The 14072-nt window shown below is 42.0% G+C and carries 8 protein-coding genes; 3 read left to right on the forward strand and 5 right to left on the reverse strand.

Going from position 1 to position 14072, the window contains the following annotated elements; translation table 11 throughout:
• Positions 1-7308, forward strand: a 7308-nt coding sequence (locus NG798_RS23580; RefSeq protein WP_261226163.1) for a DNA/RNA non-specific endonuclease, incomplete at its 5' end; no start/stop codon positions are given.
• Positions 7309-7447: 139 nt separating this feature from the next.
• On the opposite strand, the gene NG798_RS23585 is transcribed toward NG798_RS23580, so the two are convergent.
• Together NG798_RS23585 and NG798_RS23590 are read right to left on the reverse strand one after the other, a co-directional pair.
• Positions 7448-7885, reverse strand: coding sequence for a pentapeptide repeat-containing protein (locus NG798_RS23585; RefSeq protein WP_261226164.1), 438 nt, complete (start codon positions 7883-7885; stop codon positions 7448-7450).
• A 383-nt stretch (positions 7886-8268) separates the two neighbouring features.
• Positions 8269-9030 (reverse strand): pentapeptide repeat-containing protein, encoded by a 762-nt coding sequence (locus tag NG798_RS23590; protein WP_261226165.1) that lies wholly within the window; start codon positions 9028-9030, stop codon positions 8269-8271.
• Between the two features lie 108 nt (positions 9031-9138).
• Between NG798_RS23590 and NG798_RS23595 the strand changes: the two genes are divergently transcribed.
• Positions 9139-9999 carry a hypothetical protein gene (locus NG798_RS23595; RefSeq protein ID WP_261226166.1) on the forward strand — a complete coding sequence of 287 codons (861 nt, stop codon included), beginning with the start codon at positions 9139-9141 and terminating at the stop codon, positions 9997-9999.
• 284 nt (positions 10000-10283) lie between these two features.
• Here NG798_RS23595 and NG798_RS23600 read toward each other — a convergent pair whose 3' ends face one another.
• The 3 genes from NG798_RS23600 to mgtE form a co-directional block, all read right to left on the reverse strand.
• On the reverse strand, positions 10284-10775 hold the full coding sequence (locus NG798_RS23600) for a molybdenum cofactor biosynthesis protein MoaE (RefSeq protein ID WP_261226190.1): 492 nt from the start codon (positions 10773-10775) through the stop codon (positions 10284-10286).
• A 70-nt stretch (positions 10776-10845) separates the two neighbouring features.
• A complete protein-coding gene (locus NG798_RS23605) occupies positions 10846-11841 on the reverse strand; it encodes an aspartate carbamoyltransferase catalytic subunit (protein ID WP_261226167.1) in 996 nt (331 codons plus the stop codon).
• A gap of 120 nt (positions 11842-11961) precedes the next feature.
• Positions 11962-13308 (reverse strand): magnesium transporter, encoded by a 1347-nt coding sequence (gene mgtE, locus NG798_RS23610; RefSeq protein ID WP_261226168.1) that lies wholly within the window; start codon positions 13306-13308, stop codon positions 11962-11964.
• A gap of 222 nt (positions 13309-13530) precedes the next feature.
• Between mgtE and NG798_RS23615 the strand changes: the two genes are divergently transcribed.
• A complete protein-coding gene (locus NG798_RS23615) occupies positions 13531-14046 on the forward strand; it encodes a GerMN domain-containing protein (protein ID WP_261226169.1) in 516 nt (171 codons plus the stop codon).
• The last annotated feature ends 26 nt before the right edge of the window (positions 14047-14072 follow it).

Genomic DNA, 14072 nt, shown 5'->3' on the forward strand with positions numbered 1-14072 from the left:
AATACTGCTGATACAATACCCCCCACTCTCCAAGCAGCTTTAGCTAATGATACAGGAGAAAATAATACAGATAAAATAACCTTTGACCCTACAATTTCAGGAATTGTTACAGATAGTAGTAAGATATTCAGCCTGCGGGCAAGATTTAATAACACATCAGTTGGTACTTATACTGATATTGTAAGTTTAATTAATCCAGATGGGACATTTTCATTAAACCGGCAACAACTAGAAACAATTTATGGTCAAGCTTTACCAGAGGGAGAGCATACTCTGCATCTGCAAGCAATTGATAAATATGGAGCAGTTTCTAATACATTCACTCTGGCTTTTACTTTAGAACCTGAAGTTATACCCGTTACAGATATTGGGGGTATTTATCAATTTAATGGTCAAGTTATTAATGGTACACTCAGACCAAGACAAAGCCAACAATTTACATTTAATCTCAGAAACTCGGAAATTACTTCAACTGCCAGTGATACTGTATTAATCAGTATGTCAGTAGCCGCTCTGAGTGGTAGTAATTTCCAGCCTGCTGTGCCGACAATACCAGGATTAACGCCTTTAGTTAGCCAAAATAATACTAATAATTCCTACGCACTTTTTGCTTTTAATACAGCAGGACAAAATACAATTAATTTAACCGGTCTCAATAGTACAGACGTTCTGGCAGAACGTCTCTACAATGGGCAATATGGTTTGCAATTAACAGTGGCCGGTGATATCAACCTGGATGAAAAAGTGGATGCAACAGATGCACAGTTGTTAAACCAAAGTTTAGGAATTACATCAAATAATACTGGATATTCTCTAAATTTAGATATAAACCGGGATGGAGTAATTAATAATAGTGATCTGGAACTGTTGAATCAAAATCTAGGATTTGTTGCTAATACACCGGCAGTTATTACACCGTCAAATATTCTGACTCATCAAGAATTAGAAACAACTATTGATTTAGGTAAGTTTGTGAGTGATGCTGATAATGATGCACTAGCTTACAGTATTAGTAATCCAGTTAACGGGACATTAGAAACACTTAATAATGGTCAAACAGTTGTATTTAAACCGGCCTCAAATTTTGCAGGAGTGGGGAGTTTTGAAATCTCAGTAGATGATGGGTATTATAAAGCTTCTGAGACAATAAATATTAATGTATCAGATGCGCCTCTGATAAATTTAGAAATTATTAAAAGTAAGAAACAGCTAAATGTGGGAGAAACAATTTCTTTAGAAGTTCAAGGAGATTTTGCTGATGCAGAAGATGTGGTTTTACCAGATTCTTATTTAACTTATGCCACAGAAAATGCACAAATAGCCCAAATCTCAGCAAGTGGAGATGTTACAGCATCTTCCGAGGGAACGACGGTTTTAAGTGTGAAGCGTAATAATATTTCGGCGGTAACAGCAATTCGTGCTGGGGAAATACCTATCCCTAAAAATGATAGTGAATTTAACCAAGCTTTAGCAGAAATGAACGGATTAGATGCTTATCCAGATGCCGTAACTCTGACAGTGGGAGGGAAACGGCAACTGTTAGTAGGAGTCAACGATGTTGTAGAAACACCAGATTTAAAAACAGCATCTTCTGGAACGCGGTATTTTGTAAGTGACTCGAATATATTAAGCGTGACTGCGGATGGGGAAGTTACAGGTTTAAAAGAAGGATTTGCCACTGTTACAATCATAAATGGTGTAGCTGATGAAGTGATGCCGATAAGAGTACAAATACCTCAAAATAATCAAACAATAATTAATGCTAATGGCGGTGGTGTACGCTCAGATGATGGTGCAATGGTAATGGTAGCACCTGGTTCTTTAAATGAAGATACACCAGTTAGTATTCAACAACTAAGCGAACAACAATTGTCATTAGCGGTGCCTGATAACTTTTCGTTTGCCGGCGCTTTTCAACTAGAATTAGGATCTGAGCCATTAGATGTGCCAGTGCAATTAGCAATTCCTGCACCACAAAATGTAGCTGCCGGTACTGAAGTTTTCTTCATGCGGAAAGTCTCGCTACCAGACGAAACTGGCACCATGAAGACGATGTGGTTGGTAGAAGAATCGGGGATAGTTGGAAATGATGGAATGATACGCACTTCATCGCCACCTTGGCAAGGTGCTTCTATATCTGGGGAATACACGATAGCCATTCCTAAATTTGAGTATTCTGTAGAGCGTTTGCAATTTGCAATTGCTGCTGATGCAGCGGCAGCTATTTTAATAGTATCTGGGTTCGCTATTGCTGCTTTTGGGCCTAAACAGCTTGGTCTTTTTGGGGTGGGGGTAGCAGCAGTAGGGGGTGCGTTGTATGCAACAGTTCCCTTATTATTAGATGCCGCAGAAAGATCCGTAACAGTATTAACAATTCCCAAAGTAGGACTACCCTATAAAACAGAAAGTGGAGTCGCCATAAACCCCGGTCAAATTTCTACACTTAGCGCATCTATTCCTTCTCCTCCTTTGACTCCAACTGCTCCTAATCTCAATCAAATTGAGGTAATGATTCCACCGCCTAGCGCAGAAAATCCACAAACTGTAACGGGGCGAGTTATATACTTGAGCGGAGATAATTTTGGTTCAAATATCAATGATTTTAAAGCAAATTTCCACTTTGGCGGAAGAATTTACCCCGGTACAATTTTACCAGAATCTCCGGGGTTGACAGAATTGGAGAAAGGAAAAATTGCCGTTGTTACCGACTTTGTACCTTATAGAGAGGCTGAAATTTCAGTTTCTCGAAAGTTCCAGTCCATTATTGGGACAGTCGAGGAAGAGGAAAGCCAGAAAGCTAAAATTCCTGTTGATATCTGTGTTGAAGTAGCAGTAGTTCCTCAGCCATTTAGAGATCAAGTGAGCATATTAAATGCTCTCAACCCTCGCACGGTAGTTGAACAAACTAGCAGTCGGGATTTACTGATAGGTTCTATAGGAGTAGGTACTCCTGATCAACGAGATATTCCTCGGTATGCGGCTGTCACAAGTAATGCCTCTCGCGCTTATGTGGCGTTGCAAAGCTCTGGTCGAATTGCTGTGGTGGATGTGATGGGATTAAAGCAGTTAAATAGTAATTCCGAATTAGGGGTTACAAATTTGATTAATTTGCCAACGGGTGCTAGGCCGTCTTCTATTGTTATAGATTATAGGGATCAGTATGCTTATGTTGCTGAAAGACAGCGTGGGGCAGTTTATGTGCTTGATATAAATCCTTTTTCACCTAACTATAATAAGTGTATTGGGACGATTGTTTTTAACAATGCAAACAATGGCATCAGCCAAATGGCGATTAGCGGTGATGGGAAGCGGTTATTTGCAACGACATCTGATAGTAGCACCTCTGGTATTGGTCAAATTTTGGTAATTAATATTGACCCCCAGGATCGGCCTGTAGCTAATGGTAATAATGAACGTAATTGGCACAAAGAAATTGGGAGAATTGTTGTGGGTGCTGGTTTGGAAGGAATCTCTGCTACTCCTGATCCATTTAAAATGGTTTTTACCAATCGTTTTGATGAATCGAAAGGTTATGGAGTTTTGACGATTACGAATAATGATCCTAAAAGTTTTGCTGCAACTGTCAATTATGCTGGGATGAATTTAGGCTTTGCTACTGATTATTTTGATGTGAATGAGGCTGTTGCTGTAACGGTGATGCGGGATGCTTTAACGGGCAAAGATTATGCGTTTGTTGCTGCTCGTAATGGGCGTGGGTTTGCAAGCGGAATGGAGAGTATTGATGGAGTTAGAGCCGGCTCTAATATTGGTATCATTGAAGATGCTTTGGGGTCAAATCCTCGTTTAGTGGCAGCTACACGACCAATTCCTAATGGATTAACAAGTGGGTTAGCTATTTCAAGTGATGGAAGGTATTTAACGGCTGCTTATCCGGGGATAGAAAGTAGTTTGATGTTTGATATTAAGGAAGTTTTGAAAACTGTCCAAAATCCCACTGGCGATTTAACGACTACTCCCATTGATGATCTTAATCCGGCGATTAGTATAGCGGCGGATTTTAAGGATATAGGAAATCCCCTAAATTCTTTGCTAAATAAAATTCCTTTTGGAGTGCCGACTGTTTCAAATACGCCGCCTTTGACAACGGGGGGAAGTCCTTTTAGTGTGGCTATGGCTTCGGTAAGAAATCCGGTGAATTTGTTGCCGGTTGATGTTAGTGGCGACCCGCTTAAGCCAAGGTTTACATGGAATTTTGAGGGGAAAAAGGAGGGTGAATTGCCGGAAGCTGGGATGTGTATTGATCCGCTCAAAGATGAAGAAATTGAGGAAGTTAATTTGTATGTGAGTGTTTTTGATAAAGATAATGGTTTGTTGCCGGAAAGATGGACTCCTACTGATGGAATAGAGCGGGTTGATTATAATCCTAATCGTGTATTGACGGCTAGATGGAAGGGGGGTGTTTGGAGTTGGAATGGTGGTAGTAAGGAAGGGTCAAAGTATGAATTTAGTCTTCCAGATGACCGGATGTTAACGGCGGGACAGACTTACCATTGGGCTGTGAAGGTTAAGCTTAAAAATCAGCCGGCGACCTATATTTTTGAGGATGAAGAATATAATGTGCCATTACCAGAATCTACTAATCCTAATACTTTTAGTAGCGTCACAGTTTTAAGTCGGGGTTTAGAACCCGGCAATACTGAAAATAGCCAATTAATCAATAAAAAACTCAAGACAATAGTAGACCATATTCAAAAACTTGGTGGGAATGTTCTGGAATATAAGCCGGCAATTGGTACATGGCAACCTGTTAGTTATAACGGCAATAGTTCGATACCTAATTTTGCAAATCTGAACTATGGAAAACCGCTAGTGTTGTTAGCTGATTGGCTGCAAGGAATTGATCCTAGCAATCTCTATAATGGTGGTTTTGCCGAAGCAGCAGCAGATTCGTTATTTGCTGGGTTGGTGCAATTGGATCAACAGCACGGTGGTTCAGTCGGAATGGATGGTCGTCTTTATGATGAAAACGGAAATCTTATTCGTACTCAAGGCGCTATTTTTAATTCACCCCTGCATTTTATTGGTTTTGGTCAAGGTGCCGTTGTCAATACTGAAATTGTACAGCGTTTAGGGACGTTTTTCCCAAATGCTGGGGGCTTTTATCCCTCCCAACGTGACCTCCAAATGACAACAATAGACCCCCATGATTACGATGACGTTAATTCTCCAGCGGGCGTGTTTCGGAATATTTACGATCCCGAAATAAAAGTCTGGAATAATGTTACTTATGCTGACAATTACTACCAATTAACCGGCAGTGATGATATGCTCAAGGGAGAAGAGATTTTAAGTGCTGATTGGAATGTAGACCTCAGCAACCGGGCTGGTTTTGATCAAGATATAGAGACTGGTGCGCCCCATAGAAGTTCTTTATCGTGGTATGCCGGTACTAATAATCTCAACCAGAATGAAGATGTATATCGCCGAAAAGGAGATTTAACAGATAATCAACTTCCTTCCTACACTCCAGACCATACGAATGCTGATTTTAATCACGGTGATGATAACGCTTCTTGGGAAGGAATTGGTAGCGGTTGGTTTTATTCAGTTTTGGCCGGTGGTGATGAATTACGTCCCTACAATTTGGATGGATATAAATTTAGCAAAGATGAGATTATTGAATTTAGCTATCCCCGCGATGGGTGGAAAGACTATTTAGAAGATAAGCGAATATCAGTCAATCAAGATAACACTCCAATACCGGCAATGCGAGGAGATTTTTCGGTTCCCACAATTTTTAATGGCAATTTTGATGCAATTGTTTACCAGTATAGCAGCCAAAATATTCCCAGTTGGTACATTGATAGGCCAAATAACCCACTTAAACAAAGCGCTTTAATTGATGTTAAAGATATTCCGGGGTCTACCCCCTACTCAAATGCTGCTCCCAACTATGCTTTACAACTGGGAGGATCTAACCCAACCCAAGCTACTCGTGATTGGTTTGTTATTCCTGAGTGGGGTAATTTACGGTTCGATGTTTTTGCTCCCGTTCAGAGTGGAGAACTGAATGTAAAGCTGGAAACGATAGACGGACAAAGCAAAAACGTAACTATCAATCTGGCACAGGATGCAAACTTTTTGATTGACAGCACTAACAATCAAATTCAGAATATTAAGGATATCTACTCGGATATCGAAAATAAGATTGGGTTTGGAAGAAGAGGATTTGAAACATTCCAACTTAAGTTAAACCTCACTGATTCAGAAATCGCAGAGTTTCTAGGTAAGCCAGCAAAAATAACCTTTTCTTTAGACGGTGGCGGTTCCGCTTACATAGATAATGTTTTCTTCAAGAGCGACCATCTCAAATTTGGCAATCCCACTGAAGCTAGATGGAATCCTAGCAACAGTACATATCAAAACAACTTGCTGCTTGAAAAGCCACAGTACGCAGTGTCTTACAATGCTGATACCAAAATTGCCAACTGGGTTGGTTGGAAAGTAGACAAAATATGGGCGACAAGACCAGATACACAACTAGGAGAATTACCCAATGGGTTAATACAAAGACCTGAATTTATAACCGATCCAGATTTATTGGCTAGTGGCTTGTTTACCTATGATGGAAATATCTTTACTCGTTTGGGAATGGATCGAGGTCATTTGTCTCCTGACAGAGATAGAGTGAGACATCCCAAAGACCAGTTAGCAACCTACTTAACAACTAATTTGATTGCCCAGTCAATGGATAATAATCGAATTTTTATCCCTGGAGGAAACAATTTAGGAGATGCTTCTGCTTGGTTCAATATAGAAAATAAAGTAGTAGCTCCCAGGGTTACTCAGGGACAACAGCTTTACATTTTCGCTGGAGCTATTGGTGACGATCCAAATCCTCAAAAGAAAACGAATGTTCCAGAGTTGCTTGATGACATTTTCAATGGCGAGTATATCAATCAGGGAAATACAAACCCTAGCAGTTTATCAACCAGAGAAATTCACATCCCTAGATGGACGTGGAAAACAATTATGGCTGTGGAACAACTAGGATTTGATGTTACTTCGTCAAGCATAGAAACTTTCGCATATATGACGCCCAACATAGCAGAACCAGATTGGAATAATGTATCCTCAGATGGGATTGCAAATCCGCTTAATAATGATGTGTTTTCTCCCTTTTTGGACAGCGTTCGCAGTAACATAACTAATGCAACGGCTTGGAGGAACCCAGATACTTGGAGAGTTACTCTTCCAGAACTCACAAAGATTCTAAACGAAAGGAACAGGTATCGTAATTATGCGTTTAATTTTGATTTTCTGTCAAATTTGCCAGAAAACATTTAGGTTGCTTTGAACAATCAAGGTAGATATTATCTTCTACCTTAGTTCTAGGCTTCTTTCTAGCCGAGATAATTTTCCTTACACTTTTTGGATAATGCTACTAAAAAAAATGTGCGATATCTCTTGTTGGTTTAGGAAAACATTATATAGTGTAATTATGACCAGGGATGAAAACTCCGTCCCACCGAATAACATCCCAGAATTCGCAAGGCTCTTCGCAAGAGCCATCTAATTTAGCACCTTGAAGGTTTACTCTAATAAAATGGGTCCAAGTCAAGTTGCATCCATTCGTATTAGCCCCGCTTAGATTGCAGTCAAAAAACCTCGTGCTTTCCAAATCACAAAACGAAAATTTGGCATCTGTGAAGTTACAGTACCAAAAGCGAGCCGCTCGCAACTTACATTGATTCCAGTTGATCCCGCTCAAATTGACATAGTTAAATTGAGCGCCCCTCAAATCAATATTTTGCAGTTCAACTCCGCTCAAGTTAGCATACTCTAAAATGATGTTTTGAAAATCTCGCTCACCAGCCGCATATCGTCTAAGTAATTCTTCTGTTGTAATTCTTTCTTTGTCCATAACTCGACTGCTGTATCTCTTTACACAATCAACAATAGCACTTTTTTGAATACTCTATATTCTGCCGCATCACTCATGCACCGGCATCTGAGTAATCAACTTTGCGAGTGGCTCTCCCAGAACTTACAAAGATTCTTAAAAAACGCAACCGAGTTAGGTAACGATGCAAGAAGTGGGTATCAAGCGCAATCGATCCCAAACCTGGAAAACTTACTTAATGGAGATCTGCCAGATATATCTCCCCAGTACCAATTTTTATCTAACGTGCCAGAGTCTTTAGACAAACAATCGATTAAGAATACATCTCTTGTGCGCTTTCGCGATCCCTTTTGAAAAAGATTGGGGATACAGGCATCGTCTGTATCCGGCGAAAATTTCGGCGGTTATTGACTAGGTTGAAGTGAACAGTAACTCACCCACTTGCCGTTCGGGTGAATAGAATCCTTCATATAACACTCAGGAGCTAGAATTCCCATACGGTTTACCCCCGCCAAATTGCACCGAAGAAATGTCACTTCCAAGATTCTAGCTTTCCTAAAACTAACCTTAGTAAAATCGCAATCGACAAACATACATTGTTGCATCTGCGCTCGATTCCAGTTAACTTTGCTAAAATTACACCTTTCTCTAGGAGAACAAAAGCTACAGCTAGCTTCCCTCATATCAGCCCCACTGAAGTCAACATCAATACACTCATCAGTAGATAGATGGGCACCCCTAAGCTTGGCCCGTTGTAGAACTGCTCCATTTAAGTAAGCACCGCCCAAGTTCGCCCACTCTAAAACTGCTTTACTCAAATTAGTTTCACGCAAACGAGCCCAGCAAAGCACAGCCTCTCTAAGATTGGCTCCACTCAGTAAAGCTTCGTTAAGCCGAGCGCCATGTAAGTTAGCTCCTGCTAAATTGGCTCCGCTGAGATTGGCTCCCATCAAATCAACTTTTTGGAGATTAGCTCCTTCGAGATTGGCCCCACTCAAGTTGATGCCACGCAAAATAGCTCCATCGGGCCAAGAATCTTCTCTGATTTGATATCGTCCGATTAATTCGTCATCATAAGTTTTGATCAGCACTATTCCACTGAGGTCAACGCCCGCAAAATCTCTTTCTCCAGTAGCGTATTTTCTCAGTAATTCTTCAGCATCCATAATTTTCTACCAAATTAATTATTTTATTCTCTATAATACCGTCTTTATCTAAAGGAGGCCAATAGATAAAAAGATGGATAGGTCAAAGCTAAAACGACACACCAAATTTTGATCTCTGTATTCGACACGATTTTACCCAGCAGTCAAAACAGGCGCGGGTTCCACAGTCGCAATGACCCGACAATTAAAGTTACAGAAAATGTCACTTTTGCTGATAATTTTTATCAAAATGTCGCGCCCTTTGAGCAACCTAGAACTGATACTCGTAATGGACGAGCTATTGAAGAAGCAGATTTAAATGTTTCTTTAAATAACAGAGCAGCATTTGCCCTTTATGATACAGAGAATAGTCCACACCGCAAAACTTTAGCTTGGTATGCAGGAACAGCGAATCTTAATGCTACTGAACTGCCACCTCTACAAGATAGAAGTCCGAAAGAAAAAATTTACCGTCGGCTTGGGGATTTAGAAGCGGCAGACCGAATTCCTAATAATGATAAGATTTGGTACACGCCGGATTATCGAGGATATCCTTATATTCACGGGTCTCAAAATGCTCCTTGGGAGGGAATTGGTACGGGTTGGTTTTACTCAGCTTTAGGTGGGGGTAAGGATAAGCGTCAATTCCCTTTACTAGGAGTTCGCACGCCGGTTAATTTTGATAACTCTGCTGAAGCAAGGATGCAGGGAGATTTTGCGGTACCTACTTTATTTAACGGCAATTTTGATGCAATAAGTAGTCGGTTTAGTCAGCAAAATATACCCGGTTGGTCTTTTTATAATGGCCCTCAAAATACTACTCAAAATCTTTCTCAACAACATTTGGTAGAGTGGAGCGAAATTACTTCTCTTGACCCCAATTTTTTGACGGGGGTGGGTTACGATTCGACTCAATCTAATTATGCTTTGAAGTTGTCAAGTGCTGGGCAACAGGAAGCCACACATAATCGCTTTCTGGTGCCCGTGTGAGGTAATTTGTGGTTTGATCTTCATGTTCCGAATCTTAGTGCTGGACAACTCAAGGTTACGCTAGAAGGAAAACCACAAATAATTGATATTATTGGCGATAGCTATTTGAGTTTTTGTTGGAAAATCTAAGCCAAAGTTATTATCCCAGATTTGTTTTCATCATTAACTCAAAAAAAGCTGTCCGCCAATTCTAGCATTCTGTTCGGGATAATGAAACAGCCCTCTCTTGCACGGCCCCTACAGGAATTTTTCAACAGTCAATTGATGTTTATTTTTTCAGTATTTTAACAACTTCCTCCCAAGATACAGGCACCAATACTCACCCAATTACTTGATCCATCTTGCCAATGCTCTTTTTTCCATATTGGGGCATTGTGTTTAAGCGTATCTATTGCAAACCGGCACGCCTCAAAAGCCTCACCCCGATGCGGACACCCCACCGCCACCAACACACTAATTTCGCCTATTTCTAACTTACCCGTCCGATGATGAATCACCACCCGGCGAACATCAGGCCACCGGACTCGTATTTCTGCGGCTATTTGAGCAAACACCCGCAGCGCCATCGGTTCATACGCCTGATACTCCAAAAACACCACCGGCTTACCATCCGTTTGATTCCGCACCGTACCGCTCATCACCACCACTGCCCCATTCCCCGGATCGTCCGCCAGCGCGTACACATCCTGAAGCGACAAAGGCGCAAACGTCATCGCAAAGTTATCACCCGGATAAGAGGTAATTTCACTTAAAAACCGCAACACCGAAACACTCATACTCATCCTTAATTTTAAAATCTTTTTGTTGGCTGGACAAAGCCCACCGGCCCAATGGTGGGAATAATTTCTACTTTTCTGCTTTACCTCCTCCCATCAAATAAAGCAAGGCCATCCGCACCGCCACCCCACTTGTTACCTGTTGCGAAATTAAACTGAATTCCGGGTCATCCATCAAATCCGAAGAAATTTCAACCCCACGATTCACCGGCCCCGGATGCAAAACTTTTACATTAGACTTGCACATTTTCAACCGTTCCCGTGTAATCCCAAAAAGTTGATGATATTCCCGTAAACTCGGCAAAAGATTCTGCTCCATCCGTTCTTTTTGCAGCCGCAAAGTCATCACAAAATCAGCATCTTGTAAAGCCGGCTCGACTGAGTAATGCAAAAATAACTTCCCTGGCCGGTTTTCCCCACATTCCGCAAATAATTGAGGCAACAAAGTCGGAGGCGCCGCCAAATGAACCTCCGCACCACTGGCAGTCAAACTCCAAATATTTGAACGCGCCACCCGCGAATGCAAAATATCGCCAACAATCGCTATCTTTTTTCCTTCCAAAAGTGATAAACGCGGATTGTTACTATCTAAAATACAGCAAATTGTAAATAAATCAAGCAACCCCTGAGACGGGTGTTCATGCTGACCATCACCGGCATTTAAAACCCCAACTTTTGCCCCCAAACGATCCATTTCCATTGCAATTGCTTGAGGAACACCGGCCTGTTTATGACGAATCACCATCATATCCGTCCCCATCGCCAAATAAGTTTTAGCCGTATCTAAAATCGTCTCACCTTTTGTCAAAGAAGAACTAGAAGCAGCAAAATTAAGCGTATCAGCAGAAAGACGTTTTGCCGCTAATTCAAAACTGCTGCGAGTGCGAGTGGAAGGTTCAAAAAATAAATTTGCCACCAGTTGACCTTGTAGCGTTGGGACTTTTTTAAGCCGACGAGATAACACTTCCCTAAAACTCCCTGCCGTTTGTAAAACAGTGTCGTATTCTTGGGAAGAAAAATCAGCTAAAGACAAAACGTGCCGGCGATTCCAAGTAGTTGTAGGCATAAAATAAAAATGAGTCCTTTGTCATTAGTCATTTGTCAATTGTCCTTTGTCGTTTGTGGGAAGATGTTTTTTTTCTAATGACCCATGACCAATGACAATTGACACTTGACCAATGACTAATTATCGAACAATTTGTAGCGCCAGAGAAATCAGCGACAAAAATGTTAAGAACCCAACGGCATCAAGCAGGGTGGTCAACAGTGGGCCGCTGATCAAGGCCGGATCAAGATTAACTCGTTTGAGCCCCATTGGTAACAAAGTTCCCATAGTTGCCGCTACAAAAACATTAATGGCCATCACCAAAGCAGCAACAATCGATACCCAGCGCTCATTGGCCGGCGACCAAATCAGGGAAAGAATCCCCAAAGAAAACCCCAAAGCCAAGGCTGTACCTACACCTGCCAAGAGTTCTTTGCGTAATATCTGCAAGGTATCGCTGGGGGTAACTTCGCCTACTCCTAAGCCGCGTACTGTGACGGAAAGTGCTTGAATGGCGACGTTTCCGCTGGCATTAGACAAAATTGGCATAATAACGGCTAACACCGGCACCACAGAAATCACTTGCTGAAACGGTGCAATGGCGCTGGCGGCACCAATATACAAGCCAATATTCCCAACCAGCCAAGGCAGGCGTTTTTGGATGGTAATGAGGGGAGGAGACAATGCGGCTTCGTCACCGCCGCTGACACCGGCAAGTTTTTGGATGTCTTCGGTGGCTTCTTCTTCGAGGATGTCGATCACATCATCGATAGTCACAATTCCTACGAGCCGTTCTTCTCGATCTACCACCGGCAATGCAATTAAATCATACCGCTTCAACAACCTGGCAACTTCTTCTTGGGGCATTTCTGTCCGCGCTTTAATCACCCTGTCGCTGGCGATATCTTTAATTTTTGCTGTTGGAATTGAAAACAATAATTGCCGCAAAGAAACAACGCTGACTAATTTACGATTGTCATCTGTTACATAGGCATAGTAAATTGATTCTTTGTCTTGGTCGCTTTTACGCATTTTTTCGAGGGCTTCTTGCACCGTCAAGCCTTCGCGCAGGCGCACATATTCGGTCGTCATTACTCGACCGGCGGTGTCTTCGTCATACCCCAAAATAGTTGCTGTTGCTTGCCGTTCGCTGGGGCTGAGTTGTTGCAATAGCCTCTTAACCAAGCGGGCCGGCAGTTCGTCAAATAAGGCTGCCCGGTCGTCTGGGCTCATGGCTTCCATAATTTGACATACTTGCACATCGTGCAAAGCTTCGAGTAGTTCTTCTTGCACTTCTGGCGGCAAGTATTCAAACACATCAATCGCTTGCGCTTTGGAAAGCAGACGAAATGCCAATGCTCGCCGTTCGGGGGGCAGTTCTGCAATATATTCTCCGACATCAACTGCCGGCTGACTGTTTAATTGCAGCTTAAGCTGATTCAGGTCGGCAATGGCGGAAAAAGAAATAGCCTTTTCCTGGGTTAACATTCATCCTCCTATGTCTCCCCCTCGCTGGGAGACAATTTTGGCCACCCAGCTTAGAGGAGTTTATTACTACTGTCTGGTGATGGACTTCGGTCCATAGATTTCAAAAAATGCAACATCGGTTCTGCTACCCGCAGATCCGCTATTTTCAAGGTTATCTCAGTCGGGTGAAATCGACAATCTGTTTTTAGGGCAAAAATATAATTTTGGGGAGTGATATTTTTTATGAAGGCAAAGAAAATTTTAATCACCGGCTTGTTGTTGATATCTGTGGCCGGTTGTGTGCCAGAAACGCAGCAACCACCTGCACCGACACCGACAACACCAGCTACAACGGAACCTTTGAAAGCATCGCCGACGCCGGTTGCCAAACCTACGCCAAGTGAGAAAATGGTATCGGTGATGGTCTATAAGGCGGATAGTGATTGTCAGTCTTTGGTACCAGAAAAAGTTGAGGTGCCGGCAAAGTCTTCGATGGAGGCGGCTGCGGGTAAGGTGGTAGAACGTTACGATACGGGGGATTTTGATGTGGCGGGGTATCGGGTAAGTGTGGATGCAAAAACGGGGGTGGCGACAATTGATTTTAGACTTGCACCAAATTCTAAGCGCCGGTTTGTGTCTTTATCCAGTTGTGAGCAGTTTGCTTTGTTTGGCAGTTTGAAGAAGACTTTAACAAGTAATCCTGCTTGGAAAATTAAAGAAGTTCGTTTTACAGAACGGGGCAAACCAATTGAAATTTAAAGCGCTGTTGGGAGTTTAAAAAGTGT

Origin of the sequence: Ancylothrix sp. D3o (assembly GCF_025370775.1) — a bacterium.
Classification (GTDB): Bacteria; Cyanobacteriota; Cyanobacteriia; order Cyanobacteriales; family Oscillatoriaceae; genus Ancylothrix.